This is a genomic window from Williamsia sp. CHRR-6 (assembly GCF_018474015.1).
Classification (GTDB): domain Bacteria; phylum Actinomycetota; class Actinomycetes; order Mycobacteriales; family Mycobacteriaceae; genus Williamsia_A.
Map to the genome: position 1 here is coordinate 646409 of NZ_JAHCSG010000001.1, position 14286 is coordinate 660694.

The window sequence follows — 14286 nt, forward strand, 5'->3', positions numbered from 1 at the left end:
TCATTGACATGCTTCGTGGTGGCGGATTCGCAATTCGGGATCTTCCATACGACGGGGGACGCGACTGCCACCTCGCCACGGAGGAATCGAGGGTCCGCGATGCGCTCAACCATCACCGCACTGACCGGCGCTGTTGCGCTGCTGGCCGCGACGGCAATGACGACCGCAGGCATCGCAGCCGCAGCTCCGACTGCTCCGAGCGCGCCCCCGACCATCGGCAACGGTCCCGCTTCGACCACGTTCCTGCCCGCGTTCGCCTTCAGCCTCACTCAACCCGACGCCGCGCCGGCGGGGACCAACGACTTCTCCTGTCGCCCGACCGCTGCCCACCCGCGTCCGGTCGTGTTGGTCCACGGCACCTGGGTCAATCAGTACAACAGCTTCGCCCGCTTGGCCCCCGCCTTGAAACGGCAGGGTTACTGCGTGTTCGCCGTCGTCCACGGCAAGGAGACTCGGTCGTTGATCGGCAAGATCCCGGCCATTCGCGGTACCGACGACATCGACGTCTCGGGTGAACAGGTCGCCCGGTTCGTCGACACTGTCCTGCTGTCCACCGGCACCACGCAGGTCGACATGATCGGTTACTCACTCGGCGGACCGGTGATCCGCGACTACTTGAGATTCCACGGCGGCGTGGACACAGTGGCACCGGCAAAGAACAAGGTGCGCAACGTGATCACCATCGGCGCCACCAATCACGGCACCACCCTCTCCGGGATTGCAACGTTGGGCAAGCAGATCAATGCACTGGGCATCGATGTCCTCGGGTTCGCACCTGCGATCATCGGAACCTCGCCGATCCAGCAGGTGGTGGGTTCACCGTTCATGACCCGGCTCAACACCGACGGCGACACCGAGGCAGGCGTCCAATACACCGTCATCGGGTCGAAGTACGACGAGATCACCACGCCGTCCGAGCTCACCTACCTCACCGCCGGCAAGGGTGCGGTGACCAATGTCCGCCTGCAACAGGGATGTTCGGCCGACCTGTCCGATCATCTGGCCTTGCCGTACTCGCCACGCACACTCAGCATCGTCAGCAGCACGCTCGCCAACGGCGGTGTCCCGAACGCGAAAGACTTCACCTGCTCACCGGTGCTGCCGATTTTCGGCGGATAGCTCGGCGCGTCTGCGTGCCTCATGCCACACTCCCACCGACGCCACGTTTTTCCGGCGTCGCCGACCTCAGTCGAAAGGCACCTCGTGTCACGCTCGTCCATGATTCACCGGTCCACCATCGCGCTCGGCGCACTGATCCTGGCGATGTCGGGAACGCTCCTGGGCACCGCGACTGCCGACGCTGCCAAGGCGCGAAACTGCGCCGCACTGAACAAGACCTATCCACATGGGGTCGGGCAGCCGGGCGCGCGCGACAAGGTGGCCGCAGGCAAACGACCGGTCACCACCTTTCGCGTCAACCGCGCGGCCTATCTGGAGAACCGAGGCCTCGACCGCGACCGTGACGGCATCGCCTGCGAGAAGAAGTGAGGCCTGCGACCAAGGTCTGAACTGTTCGACCGGTAGCGGTATCGAGCCCTGTCGGATCAGACTTTCTGCAACACTGGGTTGTGTGATCAGCGACATCGTGGCACCGACACCTCACCGAGTTCGGAGATGACCGAGCTGGCCCAGGGCGAGAACCGGCCGTTGCCCGCGCCCAGCGCCGCGGTCACCGTCACCTGTCGCGCGGCGGTCGACGTCTCGGCGTTGCTCCTCGCCGCACACGGCAAGGTACGCACCGACCGCGACCTCATCTTCTTCAACAACCCGGTGGGCCCCGGAGTGTCCTACCTACACGGGGCAGGTGGGCCCGACCGCGTCACCATCGACGTGACGGCACTGCCTCCCGACGTCACCAGCGTGGTGGTGACCGCCAGCCTCGACGGATCTGGTCCGTCGACCTTCGGCGCGGTGGGCGGCGCACTGGCCACGGTCGCGGCCGGAAATGAATCGCTCACCTTCGAGATGACCGGCCTGACCACCGAGACCGCACTGGTCTGTGTCGAGGTCTATCGCCGCAACGACGCCTGGAAGGTCCGCGCGGTCGGGCAGGGTTACGCCAGCGGATTGGCAGGCATCGCAACCGATTACGGCATCGATGTCGACGACGAGCCGGCGCCGGCACCCCCGCCCCCGATTCAGGCCCCACCCACCCAGGTTCGGCCAACCTCCGCACCGCCGATGCCCCCACCTGCGGCTTATACGCCGCCGACTACGCCTCCGCCGGCCACACCTGTTGTCCCCCAATACAATCCGGGAGCCCATGCCATGCAAAGCGAACTGTTCGCCCCTGCCTTCGCCGAGACGACAGGCGCAGGCATCCAAAAGCAGGGCTCGAAGATGGCCAAGGTCGCGCTCAACGGCGAGATCATGGCGCGGTCGGGTTCGATGGTCGCCTACCAGGGCAACATGCGGTTCGAGGCCCTCGGTTCGGGCGGCATCGGCAACATGATCCGTCAGAAACTCAGCGGCGAAGGTGTACCGCTGATGAAGGTGAGCGGCCAGGGTGATCTCTTCCTGGCCAACGCCGCCTCAGATGTCCACCTGATCGACCTCGACGGCAGCGACGGTCTGACCATCAACGGCGCCAACGTGCTGGCGTTCGAGACCGGGCTGAGCTACAAGATCGAGATGGTCCGTGGCGCAGGCGCGTTGAGCAGCGCCGGTTTGTTCAACTGTGTGTTCACCGGGCGGGGTCGCATCGCCATCACCACCGAGGGCACCCCGGTGGTGCTCACCGTCGACCAGCCGACCTACGCCGACCCCCAGGCGGCGGTGGCGTGGTCATCGAGCCTACGAACCGGTGTGCAACAGAATGATTCGTTCAACCTGGGCACCCTGATGGGTCGAAGCACCGGCGAACGCTTCACCCTGTCGTTCTCCGGCCAGGGGTTCGTCATCGTGCAGCCCTCCGAGCAACCGCCGGGCGGGTTCATCGGCGGCACCGGCGGTGGACAACAGTCCGGCGTCGGCGGGGCGTTGGGCGGGCTGCTCGGCGGGCGCTGACGCCTCGCCGCCCGCCCCACCCGACGGGCCCAGGCACCACTGAGCACCCACACCCGTCGACGGCGGCCGCCGGCGGTCAGACCACGGGCACCCAGCAGCCCAGGAACCAGAAACCCCACCCCTGGTGAGCTGCGTCGTAGACCGGCGTCACCGTGTGCCGTGGAAGTCGAACGGTCTGCGATCCGGCCGATCGACCGAGGCCGGGAACGACGTCGGCTTCTGCGTCGCTCTGGGCTGAAGGTGTGGTTACGGCTTCTGGGTCGAAGAGCTGCCGTGCCTGACAGCGCCACCGTGGGCGCCGGCGGCGGTGTCCGCCGCGATCCACACCGGACCGGGTGCATCGCGACTGACCGCCACGCTAGAGACGCTGGTTGCGAGAACACTGTGCGCCGCACTGGGAAAATCCTGTGCACCAACGATTCCCGGCATCTGGCACCGCCCACGACATAAGAGCGGGACCAGGTGGGAGCCGCGCGGATAGAATCGAGGGGTGAACATCGCAGAGCAGTCGGTGGGGACACCGATGACCGTGCGCGCAGGGATCGTGGTGACGGGAACCGAGGTGTTGTCCGGCCGCGTCGCCGACAAGAACGGCCCATATCTCGCCGAGGCACTGCTCGGCCTCGGCGTCGAGTTGGCCCACATCACCATCTGCGGCGATCGCCCCGCCGATCTGCTGGCTCAGATGAGGTTCCTCGCCGACGACGGTGTCGACCTCATCATCACCACCGGTGGCCTCGGGCCCACCGCCGACGATCTCACCGTGCAGATGGTCGCCGAGTTCACCGGCCGCCCGCTGCTCCTCGACGCCGAACTCGAGGTCCACATCACCGCCATCGTCGATCGGTGGCTGGCCGCGCGCGGTCAGACCTCCACACCGGACTCCGTACGTGCGGCCACCCGCAAACAGGCCATGGTCCCTCAAGGTGCGCGCTGGGTGCCCCCAACCGGCACCGCACCGGGTGTGGTGGTGCCGGGCACGCCCGCGGTCGTGGTGCTCCCGGGGCCACCGCGAGAACTGCAGGCAATGTGGCCGGCCGCGATAACCACACCCGAACTCTCGCAATTGCTCTCCGGTGCAAACGATTTTGAGCAGGCCACCATTCGTGCCTTCGGACTTGCCGAGTCGGAACTGGCCGAGAGTCTGCGCATCGCCGAGCAGACCATCCCCGGCTACGCCGACCTGGAGGTGACCACGTGCCTGCGACGTTCGGAGGTGGAGATGGTCACCCGGTTCACCCCCACCACCGCCGACACCTATGCCGCCGTGCTGGAGTTGTTGCTCGCACGCCATGCCGCGCAGATCTTCTCCACCGACGGCACCACCATCGATCAGCAGATCGCCGATCTGCTGCAGGGCCGCACCATCGCCACCGCCGAATCATGCACGGGTGGGATGATCGCCGCCCGGCTCACCGATCTCGCCGGTTCGTCGGCGTATGTGCTCGGCGGAGTGGTCTCGTATGCCGATGAGGCCAAGACCGAGGTGCTCGGCGTCGATGCGACATTGATCGCCGAACACGGGGCGGTCAGTGAACCGGTGGCCGCCGCGATGGCGCGCGGGGCCCTGGCCCGCCTGGGTGCCGACACCGCGGTGTCCACGAGCGGTATCGCCGGACCAGGCGGTGGGAGCGCCGAGAAACCGGTCGGCACGGTCTGCTTTGGAATCGCGCTGGCGGGGCGTCCGGTGGTCACCCACACTCTGCGCCTGCCTGGGGACCGCGCAGATGTGCGTGAGCGGGCCACCAGCATCGCACTGCACCTACTGCGCCGCGAACTGCAGAGGTAGTAGAGGTCGCGCCGGTCGCTGCGCAGTTCTGTGCTGGATCGGCGCCCGCGCACGCTCTGGTACTCACGCACGGCCCGGCACGCCGAAACGTGTCGTGTCGTGTCGTGTCGTGGCAAGAGGTGTTCGATCCGGACATCCACTGTCGACGCGGTCGAGGCCGGTTCCAGGTGAACCAGGTCACAGAATCATCGCGGCGAGATGAACGGCAGGCGTTCGCTGCGTCGGTCGGGCGGCGAAGTCGTCGAATGTCGGATTTGTACCTAATTGAGCTTGTGTGAGTGCTTCCGGAGTGCGAGAGTCTCTCGTGAAGGCAATCGCCTCTCATCCCGTAAAGCAAAGGCTCCCAAATGTTTTCACGATCCATCGCAGCAGCTTCCACCCTCGCCATCGCAGCCGTCATCGGTGGAACGGTGTCCGCGCAAGCCGGAACCGCCTCTGCTGCAGAGGGTTTCACCCTTCTCTGCTTTCAGAAGCAAGGAAACAACGTCGAGCGCTACACCTACACCGGACAGCTTGACCGTCTCGCCGGCGGCGCACTCCAGGTCAACGGAGCCGATCTCCGTTCGGACATCTGGGATGGGAACTCGAACTACGGCCCGTCGACCTTCCGCGGTCATGTCGCCAGTCTCCACATCGCCCAGGGCGACGCCAACGCGTCGTGCTACTACCTGAACCAGGCACTGCGGGTCAGCGACTACCGCTACGGCTACTGGGTCTGATCGTTCACCATCTGATGAATAGGGCTCGGCGCGAGGATGATTGATCCCGCTCGCGCCGAGCGGGGCGCATCACCGATTGGCTGCGCCCCATCGCGCGGCCTGTGGACCAGGCGCGAACGACAGGTCGATCGCTTGCCAATTCATTTCGTGCGCAACGGATCGGATCAGGCTGTGCGCTTCGATGACAAGCGGATCGGTACCGGTCATGTGGGCCACCGAGACGAAAGCGCCTGCGCCCGAACATGATGCAGCATACGGCGGGAGTGCCGACCGCCGTCCAGCAGTAAGCCTCGGCCGAAATCAATCACGACAGCTCGGGCCCTCGAGCCACGCACGCCCGGCCCACATGGGTGATTAGATGCTCGATTCCAAATCGCTAATTCGACTACAGGACAGTAGTATTCACCCGCAACTCAACTAGATCGGCTTGGCCGCAGACTGTTCCGAAATACGTGGTGTACCCAGCCAGGCGCAGACACTCTCGGCCCCCCACCTCCTGCGAAGTGCACCTAGCGGGAGGGCGATGTCGACACCGCGCTGGAGCCTCCTTCACCCCGCGCACCCCGAGACCGCCCAACTGGGTGCGGTTGTTCGCGTCGTCCTGCATCGACGACGTCTCATCAGGCGCGCCGTCGGCATCACGGTGCGCCTGTCCGACGGCATGCTGTAGAGCAGGGTGTGGCCAGTTCTGTCGCCTCCGAGCTGTGCCGGATGTGTCGCGTCCTCGAGTCGTGGCTCGACGTCGAGCTGCGAAGCGCAGCCTCGCAGGTCGCGGAGCAGGTGTCGGATTCCGACATTCTGCGCCACACGGCCCAGGCCTCGGGGCCGCAGATCACGGAACCGACGGGGCTAGGTGAACAACAGGTATCAGCTGCGTCGGTCGGGTCGCGATGCCTCGCAAAAGCCTCTTTGTGCCCAAATCGGGGTTGTGCCACTGCTTACCGAGTGCGACAGTTGCCCCGGAGGCAGACGCCTTCCAGAACCGTAAAGTAAAGGGCCTTTTATGTTTTCACGATCCATCTCAGCAGTGACTACGCTTGCCGTCGCGGCCGCCATCGGTGCAGCGGTGACCGCGCAAGCAGGAACCGCAAGCGCTGCACCGAGTTTCCGACTTCTCTGCTTCCAGAAGCAAGGCAACAACGTCGAGCGCTACACCTATACGGGACAGCGCGAGCATCTGCCCACCGGTGCCTACGTGCTCAGCAACGTGGAACTGCGATCGGACATCTGGGACGGGTACTCGAAGTACGGACCGGCAACCTTCCGTGGCCGGGTGGACAACATCCACATCGCACAGGGCGACGCCAACGCAAGCTGCCACTTCCTGAACCGGGCGCTGGGGGTCAGTGACTACCGCTTCGGGTACTTTGTCTGATCGTCCACACCTGATGGACAGGGCTCGGCGCGAGACGCAGCGAAGGCTCGCGCCGAGCGGAGCGCATCACCATGCTTCTGCGTCACATCGCGCCGGCTCATAGACCGGCCGCGATGTGATGGTAGACAGCGTTCCACTTCAATTCCCGGGCAAACGATTTCGTCGTGGTGTCCCCGTCGATGTCGAGCAGCTCGGTGCGGGTCATGGTGGCGAAGTGATCGAGCGTGCGGGCGTCGACCGCGGTGCTGAGCACCGTGTGATGCGGCCCGCCGGCCATCAGCCAGGCCTCGGTCGAGGTCGACCACGACGGCTCGGGCTCCCATACCGCACACGCCACCGGCAACTCGGGGATCGGCGCGTTCGGGCCGACCACCCGGATCCGGTTGGCCACCAACCGGTTCGGATCATCGGCGCCGACTGCCGCCCGTACCCAGGAACCCACGGCGGTCGCGGTCCGCGGATCGTCGAGGCGACCGGCCACCGTGGCCGTGGCACCGACAGCCGGGTCTGGATGTAGCCGAACTCGCGATCACCGTGCGCGGCCTGGTTGAGGTTCATGACGTCCATGTCGATGCTGTCCCAGGGGATCTGCGCTCCCACCTGGGTGTGCAGGTGCAGCAACGGCTTTCGCAGCAGGTTCAGACCACGGATCCACATCTTGGCCGACGAGAAGGTGTGCATCCACGCCACCACGCCCACGCACTGGGTGGTGGTGTCGGCCTAGGACAGCACGATGGAGATGGCGTCGGCGACGGTGACCACCGGCATCCACCGCACCCGCACCGGCACTTCGGATGCAGCATCGAGTTTGCCGACCAGACAACGTGATTGATCGGCCACCTGATCGAGGATCTCGGGACCGTAAAGTCCCTGGCTTGCAGTGATGAATCAGATCTCCCTCTCGGCGAACGCCGTCGGGGCCACACTGCCGGCCATGTCAGCCTTCCTGTCCGCCAGCGGCGACCCGCTGACCGTAGACGCTCTGATAGCGGTCATTCAGCGCCGTGAAGTCGGCGGGATCGTGAGTGCCGACGTAGCGCAGCACAGGGCACGCGTCCGGCGAAAAACCGATACAGGTCTCAGATTCTGTCGGTCATGACGGAACCGATGCCAACAGCACCGATTGTTAGCATCAACATCGCGGCCGCCGATGCCATCGGCAGGAACTCGACCGATCACATGGGCTGATCGTCGTCGAAAAACGCCCCCGCCGCGTCGCCCGCACACACGTACGATCCATCTGGTCGCCCTGTGGTAGAAGGATCCCATGAGCACACCGACAGGGCCGGGATCGAACGATCCGAACATCTCCCTCAGCAAGCCCGGCCCGCCGATCCCCGGGTCACCACCCGCCTACCCTCCACCGGCGCAGGATCCGTACGTCGAGAACCGGTACGGGTCCAACCCGTACGACCAGACAACGTACGGCCAGCAACCCTTCGGCGCACCCTCCGCCAGCCAACCCGATTACGGTCAACCCGGCTACGCCCAACCCGCTTACGGCGCACCCCAATACGGGCAGCCTGTCTATGGACAGGCGCAGCCCTTCGGTACGCCCGGATACGGACCGGCAGCATTCGGGCCACCCCCGAACAACACTCTCGCATTGGTGTCGCTGGTCCTGGGCATCCTGTCGTTCCCGATGATGCTGGCCTGCTACCTGGGGTTGCCGCTGGCGATCGGGGCGATCGTGTGCGGGTTCATCGGCCGCAGCCAGATCAACGCTGAACCCAACCGCTACCGCGGATCCGGAATGGCGCTGGCCGGAATCATCTGCGGCGCAGTGTGTCTCATCCTGGTCGCGCTGCTGATCGGACTCATCATCGCGTTCGGTCTGAGCTCACCCACCTACTCCTGACCTGGCCCAACGCCACAACGACCCGCCACCGAGGAATCGGTGGCGGGTCGTTGTCGTTGTCGGCGAAAGGCTTACTTGGCCTTCTCGAGCACCTCGACCAGACGCCAGCGCTTGGTGGCGCTCAGCGGGCGGGTCTCCATGAGTCGCACGCGGTCGCCGATGCCGGCGATCTCCTGCTCGTCATGCGCCTTCACCTTGGACGTGGTGCGGATGATCTTGCCGTACAGCGGGTGCTTCACGCGGTCCTCGAGCTCGACCACGATCGTCTTCTGCATCTTGTCGCTGACCACGTAGCCGACACGCACCTTGCGGCTGCCACGCGGCTTCTCGGTCGGCGGGGTCTTGGCCGGACCCTTCTTGGTGTCGGTCACCTTGTCTCCACTCATGCGTTGTCACCGTCCGGTCCAGCAGCCAGACCCAGCTCGCGCTCCCGCAGCACCGTGTAGACACGTGCGATCTCGCGCCGGACCAGCCGCAGGCGGCGGTTGTTGTCGAGCTGTCCGGTCGCCATCTGGAAACGCAGGTTGAACAGCTCTTCCTTCGACTCCTTCAGACGCTCGAGGAGGGCTTCGTCGGTGAGCTCACGCAGCTCGGCTGCGGCGATTCCGATAGCCATCAGAACTTCTCCTCTCGTGTCACGATGCGAGTCTTGATGGGCAGCTTGTGCTGTGCGCGGCGCAGGGCCTCGCGAGCGGTGTGCTCATCGGGGTAGCTCATCTCGAACAGCACGCGACCCGGCTTGACCGGCGCCACCCACCACTCCGGCGAACCCTTACCCGAACCCATGCGGGTCTCGGCAGGCTTCTTGGTCAGCGGACGGTCGGGGAAGATGTTGATCCACACCTTGCCGCCACGCTTGATGTGCCGGTTGATGGCGATACGCGCGGACTCGATCTGACGGTTGGTGATGTAGGCACTCTCCAGAGCCTGGATGCCGTAATCACCGAACGTCACCTTGGTGCCGCCACTGGCCTGCCCCTTGAGGCTGGGGTGGTGCTGCTTGCGGTGCTTGACCCGGCGAGGGATCAGCATGGGTCAGCCCTCCTGATTCTGGGTGGGAGCCGCGGCCACGTCGACGGCCACGGGGGCCTCGGTAGCTGCGGTGTCCGCGGCGGCACGACCCGCCTCGGTGCTGGTGGCGGTGGTGCCCGAGGCGCCGCTACGACGCGGACGCTGCGGACGCTCACGGCGGGGACGGTCGCCGGCGGGGGCCGCGGCGGCGGTCAGCTCACGCTTACCACCGACGATGTCACCCTTGTAGATCCAGACCTTCACGCCGATACGGCCGAAGGTGGTCTTGGCCTCGTACAACCCGTAGTCGATATCAGCGCGCAGCGTGTGCAGGGGCACGCGGCCCTCGCGGTAGAACTCGCTACGGCTCATCTCGGCACCGCCGAGGCGACCCGAGCACTGGACTCGGATGCCCTTGACGTTGGGCTGACGCATGGCCGACTGGATGGCCTTGCGCATGGCGCGACGGAACGCGACACGGTTGGACAGCTGCTCGGCAACACCCTGTGCCACCAGCTGCGCCTCGGACTCGGCGTTCTTGACCTCGAGGATGTTGAGCTGCACCTGCTTGCCGGTCAGCTTCTCCAGGTCGCCACGAATCCGGTCGGCCTCGGCGCCACGGCGACCGATGACGATGCCCGGACGGGCGGTGTGGATGTCGACGCGGACACGATCACGCGTGCGCTCGATCTCCACCTTGGCGATGCCGGCCCGCTCGAGGCCAGTGGCCAGGAGCTTGCGGATGGCAACATCCTCTTTCACGTAGTCCGCGTACTGCTTGTCGGCGTACCACCGCGACTTCCAGTCGGTGGTGATACCCAGACGGAAGCCGTGCGGGTTGATCTTCTGGCCCACTACTGAGCTCCCTTGCTGGTCTTCGCGGTGGCCTTTTGAGCCTCAGCCTTTTTGGGGGTCTTGGCGCGGCTGCGGGCGGCCGGGGCCGCCGAGCTGACGCTCTCCACCACGACGGTGATGTGGCTGGTGCGCTTGCGGATCCGGAACGCACGCCCCTGGGCACGCGGACGGAAGCGCTTCATGGTCGGACCCTCGTCGGCGAACGCCTGGGTGACGACCAGCGTGCGCCGGTCGAGGCCGAGGTTGTTCTCCGCGTTGGCCGCCGCACTGGCGACCACCTTGGCGACGGGTTCGCTGGCCGCCTGCGGGGCGAACAGCAGGATGTCGAGGGCTTCGTCGACGCTCTTGCCGCGCACCAGATCGATGACGCGACGCGCCTTCATCGGGGTGACGCGAACGAACTTCGCGGTGGCCTTGGCCGTCGGGTTCTGGGCGGCCGCCTCGGTCTTGGCTGCGCTCATCGCCTCTTCGCCTTCCGGTCGTCCTTGATGTGGCCCTTGAACGTGCGCGTCGGCGCGAACTCGCCGAGCTTGTGTCCCACCATCGACTCCGAGACGAACACCGGCACGTGCTTGCGCCCGTCGTGGACGGCGAAGGTGTGGCCGATGAAGTCGGGGATGATGGTCGAACGGCGCGACCAGGTCTTGATGACCTGCTTGGTGCCCTTCTCGTTCTGCACGTCCACCTTTTTCAGGAGGTGGTCGTCGACGAACGGGCCCTTCTTGAGACTGCGTGGCATCTGCTAACTCCCTCCTGGGCTATCGCTTGTTCTTGCCGGTGCGGCGGCGGCGGACGATCAGCTTGTCGCTGGCCTTGTTCTTGCGGGTGCGGCCCTCGGGCTTACCCCACGGGCTGACCGGGTGGCGACCACCGGAGGTCTTGCCCTCACCACCACCGTGCGGGTGGTCGACCGGGTTCATCACGACACCACGGACGGTGGGCCGCTTGCCCTTCCAGCGCATACGGCCGGCCTTGCCCCAGTTGATGTTGCTCTGTTCAGCGTTGCCCACCTCGCCGACGGTGGCGCGGCAGCGCACGTCGACACGACGGATCTCGCCTGAGGGCATACGCAGGGTGGCGTAGGCGCCTTCCTTGCCCAACAACTGGATCGAGGCGCCAGCGCTGCGCGCCATCTTGGCCCCACCACCGGGACGCAACTCCACCGCGTGCACCTGGGTACCGGTGGGGATGTTGCGCAACGGCAGGTTGTTGCCCGGCTTGATGTCGGCGTTGGCGCCCGACTCCACGACATCGCCCTGACCGAGGCCCTTGGGCGCGATGATGTAGCGCTTCTCGCCGTCGAGGTAGTGCAGCAGCGCGATGCGTGCGGTGCGGTTGGGGTCGTACTCGATGTGAGCGACCTTGGCGTTGACGCCGTCCTTGTCGTGACGACGGAAATCGATCAACCGGTAGGCGCGCTTGTGGCCGCCGCCCTTGTGACGGGTGGTGATGCGACCGTGGGCGTTGCGTCCACCGCGGCCGTGCAGCGGGCGCACCAGCGACTTCTCCGGGTGGTCACGGGTGACCTCGGCGAAGTCGGCGCCACTGGAGCCACGGCGGCCCGGTGTCGTCGGCTTGTACTTACGAATGGCCATGAGTCTTCTTGTCCTCTACTTCCTCGAAGGGAGTTCCGGTGCGGCGTCAGCCGACCGGTCCTCCGAAGATCTCGATGGGCTTGCTGTCAGCGGTCAGCGTCACGATCGCGCGCTTGGTGTCCTTGCGCTTGCCGTAACCGAACTTGGTCCGCTTGCGCTTGCCCTGTCGGTTGGCGGTGTTCACGCTGACGACCTTGACGTCGAAGATCTTCTCGATCGCGATCTTGATCTGCGTCTTGTTCGAGTCCGGGTGGACGATGAACGTGTAGACGTTGTCCTCGATCAGTCCGTAGGACTTCTCCGAGATCACCGGCGCGAGGATGATGTCGCGCGGATCTGCCTGGATGGTCATGCTCAGGCCTCCTTCTCGGCTGAGTCCGACGCGCCCGTGGCCCGCGCGATGAACGCGGTGAGGGCCTCGAGGCTGAACACCAGTTCGTCGGAGTCCAGCACGTCGTAGGTGTTGAGCTGATCAGGCGTGATCGGCAGGACGTGGGGCAGGTTGGCCACGCTCTTCCATGCGGTGACGTCCTCGCGGGGGATCACCACGAGGAACTTGCGGCGATCGGAGATCGACTCCAGGAAGGTGCGTGCCGACTTGGTCGACGGGGTCTGCCCGGCCACCAGCTCGTCGATCACGTGGATGCGTGCGTTGCGCGCCCGATCCGACAGGGCCCCACGCAGGGCGGCGGCCTTCATCTTCTTGGGGGTGCGCTGGCTGTAGTCACGCGGCTTGGGACCGTGCACCACGCCACCACCGGTGAACTGCGGAGCGCGGGTAGAACCCTGACGGGCGCGACCGGTTCCCTTCTGGCGGTACGGCTTTGCGCCACCACCGGACACCTCGGCGCGGGTCTTGGCCGAGTGGGTGCCCTGACGGGCGGCGGCCTGCTGCGCGATGACGACCTGGTGCATGAGGGCGATGTTGGCCGGGGCGTCGAAGATCTCGGCGGGGAGATCAACGGTGCCTGCGGTCGTGCCCGCAGCGGTCTTGACGTCGAGCGTCAGGTTGGTGACGGCGTCCTTCGTGGTCTTGACACTCATGCGGTCACACCGCCTTTCACAGCGTCGCGGATGATGACGACGCCGCCCTTGCGACCCGGGATGGCTCCCTTGATCAGCAGCAGGCCGTTGTCGGCATCCACCTTGTGCACGGTCAGGTTCTGGGTGGTGACGCGCTCGTTGCCCATCCGGCCGGCCATGCGCATCCCCTTGAACACGCGACCCGGGGTGGCGCAGCCACCGATCGAGCCGGGTGCGCGGTGCACGCGGTGCGCACCGTGGCTGGCGCCGAGACCGGCGAAGCCGTGGCGCTTCATGACGCCGGCGAAGCCTTTGCCCTTGGAGATGCCGGTGACGTCGACGGTCGCGCCGTCGGCGAAGATCTCGGCGGTCAGCTCCTGGCCCACGGTGTAGTCGGAGGCGTCGAGCAGGCGGATCTCGGCGATGTGACGGCGGGGGGTGACCCCAGCCTTCTCGAACTGCCCGGCGACCGGCTTGGTCACCTTGCGGGGATCGATGGCGCCGTAGGCGAGCTGCACGGCGGTGTAGCCGTCGGTCTCGGGGGTTCGGATCTGGGTGACCACGTTGGGTCCGGCCTTGACGACGGTCACCGGGACGACCCGGTTGTTCTCGTCGAAGACCTGGGTCATCCCGAGCTTGGTGCCCAGGATTCCCTTCACGTTCTTCTGAGTCATGTCTGCTGTGTCCCTATTCGCGCTGAAGGCTCGTCTACTGGATGTTGACGTCGACGCTGGCCGGCAGATCGATGCGCATCAGGGCGTCAACGGTCTTCGGCGTCGGGTCGAGGATGTCGATGAGCCGCTTGTGCGTACGCATCTCGAAGTGCTCGCGCGAGTCCTTGTACTTGTGCGGTGAACGAATCACGCAGTACACGTTCTTCTCGGTGGGCAGCGGCACCGGGCCGACCACGCGCGCCCCGGTCCGGGTCACGGTCTCCACGATCTTGCGCGCCGAAGCGTCGATCGCCTCATGGTCATAGGCCTTGAGCCTGATGCGGATCTTTTGTCCCGCCACGCTGTGTCCTCTTCCGTCGGTATCAAGTTCGTCAGACGTCC

General features: G+C 65.8%; 20 protein-coding genes and 1 pseudogene. 7 read left to right on the forward strand and 14 right to left on the reverse strand.

Annotation, left to right across the window (positions count from 1 at the left end; genetic code table 11):
* The first annotated feature begins 99 nt into the window (after positions 1 to 99).
* The 5 genes from KIK15_RS03060 (at position 100) to KIK15_RS03080 (ending at position 5514) form a co-directional block, all read left to right on the forward strand.
* Positions 100 to 1119, forward strand: coding sequence for a triacylglycerol lipase (locus tag KIK15_RS03060; protein ID WP_214242647.1), 1020 nt, complete (start codon positions 100 to 102; stop codon positions 1117 to 1119).
* 99 nt (positions 1120 to 1218) lie between these two features.
* Positions 1219 to 1488, forward strand: coding sequence for an excalibur calcium-binding domain-containing protein (locus tag KIK15_RS03065; protein ID WP_214242648.1), 270 nt, complete (start codon positions 1219 to 1221; stop codon positions 1486 to 1488).
* 126 nt (positions 1489 to 1614) lie between these two features.
* Positions 1615 to 3006, forward strand: coding sequence for an AIM24 family protein (locus tag KIK15_RS03070; RefSeq protein ID WP_214242649.1), 1392 nt, complete (start codon positions 1615 to 1617; stop codon positions 3004 to 3006).
* A 523-nt stretch (positions 3007 to 3529) separates the two neighbouring features.
* Positions 3530 to 4795: a competence/damage-inducible protein A gene (locus KIK15_RS03075; RefSeq protein WP_214243234.1), complete on the forward strand. Its 1266-nt coding sequence runs from the start codon at positions 3530 to 3532 to the stop codon at positions 4793 to 4795.
* A 347-nt stretch (positions 4796 to 5142) separates the two neighbouring features.
* Positions 5143 to 5514 carry a hypothetical protein gene (locus tag KIK15_RS03080; RefSeq protein ID WP_214242650.1) on the forward strand — a complete coding sequence of 124 codons (372 nt, stop codon included), beginning with the start codon at positions 5143 to 5145 and terminating at the stop codon, positions 5512 to 5514.
* 69 nt (positions 5515 to 5583) lie between these two features.
* On the opposite strand, the gene KIK15_RS03085 is transcribed toward KIK15_RS03080, so the two are convergent.
* A complete protein-coding gene (locus KIK15_RS03085; protein ID WP_214242651.1) occupies positions 5584 to 5721 on the reverse strand; it encodes a hypothetical protein in 138 nt (45 codons plus the stop codon).
* A gap of 820 nt (positions 5722 to 6541) precedes the next feature.
* Between KIK15_RS03085 and KIK15_RS03090 the strand changes: the two genes are divergently transcribed.
* Positions 6542 to 6889, forward strand: a complete 348-nt coding sequence (locus tag KIK15_RS03090; protein ID WP_214242652.1) for a hypothetical protein — start codon at positions 6542 to 6544, stop codon at positions 6887 to 6889.
* 97 nt (positions 6890 to 6986) lie between these two features.
* Here KIK15_RS03090 and KIK15_RS18235 read toward each other — a convergent pair whose 3' ends face one another.
* Together KIK15_RS18235 and KIK15_RS18690 are read right to left on the reverse strand one after the other, a co-directional pair.
* Positions 6987 to 7370: a hypothetical protein gene (locus KIK15_RS18235; RefSeq protein WP_307851711.1), complete on the reverse strand. Its 384-nt coding sequence runs from the start codon at positions 7368 to 7370 to the stop codon at positions 6987 to 6989.
* Between the two features lie 65 nt (positions 7371 to 7435).
* Positions 7436 to 7729 (reverse strand): annotated as a pseudogene (locus KIK15_RS18690) (L-arabinose isomerase); the annotation flags it as partial.
* Between the two features lie 427 nt (positions 7730 to 8156).
* Between KIK15_RS18690 and KIK15_RS03100 the strand changes: the two are divergent.
* A complete protein-coding gene (locus KIK15_RS03100; RefSeq protein WP_214242653.1) occupies positions 8157 to 8747 on the forward strand; it encodes a DUF4190 domain-containing protein in 591 nt (196 codons plus the stop codon).
* A 71-nt stretch (positions 8748 to 8818) separates the two neighbouring features.
* Here the strand turns inward: KIK15_RS03100 and rpsQ are convergent, their stop codons facing one another.
* From rpsQ to rpsJ, 11 genes are read right to left on the reverse strand one after another with little or no spacing between them, the layout of a single operon-like run.
* Positions 8819 to 9133, reverse strand: coding sequence for a 30S ribosomal protein S17 (gene rpsQ / locus KIK15_RS03105; RefSeq protein ID WP_214242654.1), 315 nt, complete (start codon positions 9131 to 9133; stop codon positions 8819 to 8821).
* The gene (gene rpmC, locus KIK15_RS03110; RefSeq protein WP_250323912.1) at positions 9130 to 9363 is read right to left on the reverse strand and encodes a 50S ribosomal protein L29; all 234 of its coding nucleotides are present in this window, start codon (positions 9361 to 9363) and stop codon (positions 9130 to 9132) included. The genes rpsQ and rpmC overlap by 4 nt, the downstream gene beginning before the upstream one ends.
* Positions 9363 to 9779 carry a 50S ribosomal protein L16 gene (gene rplP, locus KIK15_RS03115; protein WP_214242655.1) on the reverse strand — a complete coding sequence of 139 codons (417 nt, stop codon included), beginning with the start codon at positions 9777 to 9779 and terminating at the stop codon, positions 9363 to 9365. Before rplP ends, rpmC begins: the two co-directional genes overlap by 1 nt.
* Before the next feature lie 3 nt (positions 9780 to 9782).
* A complete protein-coding gene (rpsC, locus tag KIK15_RS03120) occupies positions 9783 to 10613 on the reverse strand; it encodes a 30S ribosomal protein S3 (RefSeq protein ID WP_214242656.1) in 831 nt (276 codons plus the stop codon).
* The gene (rplV, locus tag KIK15_RS03125; RefSeq protein WP_214242657.1) at positions 10613 to 11074 is read right to left on the reverse strand and encodes a 50S ribosomal protein L22; all 462 of its coding nucleotides are present in this window, start codon (positions 11072 to 11074) and stop codon (positions 10613 to 10615) included. The genes rpsC and rplV overlap by 1 nt, the downstream gene beginning before the upstream one ends.
* Complete coding sequence (gene rpsS / locus KIK15_RS03130) at positions 11071 to 11352, reverse strand: 30S ribosomal protein S19 (RefSeq protein WP_026917259.1); 282 nt, start codon at positions 11350 to 11352, stop codon at positions 11071 to 11073. The genes rplV and rpsS overlap by 4 nt, the downstream gene beginning before the upstream one ends.
* A gap of 19 nt (positions 11353 to 11371) precedes the next feature.
* Positions 11372 to 12208 (reverse strand): 50S ribosomal protein L2, encoded by an 837-nt coding sequence (gene rplB, locus KIK15_RS03135; protein WP_214242658.1) that lies wholly within the window; start codon positions 12206 to 12208, stop codon positions 11372 to 11374.
* A 46-nt stretch (positions 12209 to 12254) separates the two neighbouring features.
* Entirely contained in the window at positions 12255 to 12560 is a 306-nt protein-coding gene (rplW, locus tag KIK15_RS03140) for a 50S ribosomal protein L23 (RefSeq protein WP_214242659.1), read from the reverse strand.
* Between the two features lie 2 nt (positions 12561 to 12562).
* On the reverse strand, positions 12563 to 13252 hold the full coding sequence (gene rplD, locus KIK15_RS03145; RefSeq protein ID WP_214242660.1) for a 50S ribosomal protein L4: 690 nt from the start codon (positions 13250 to 13252) through the stop codon (positions 12563 to 12565).
* Entirely contained in the window at positions 13249 to 13905 is a 657-nt protein-coding gene (rplC, locus tag KIK15_RS03150) for a 50S ribosomal protein L3 (RefSeq protein ID WP_214242661.1), read from the reverse strand. The genes rplD and rplC overlap by 4 nt, the downstream gene beginning before the upstream one ends.
* Before the next feature lie 34 nt (positions 13906 to 13939).
* Positions 13940 to 14245, reverse strand: coding sequence for a 30S ribosomal protein S10 (gene rpsJ, locus KIK15_RS03155; RefSeq protein ID WP_003938093.1), 306 nt, complete (start codon positions 14243 to 14245; stop codon positions 13940 to 13942).
* Positions 14246 to 14286 lie beyond the last annotated feature (41 nt).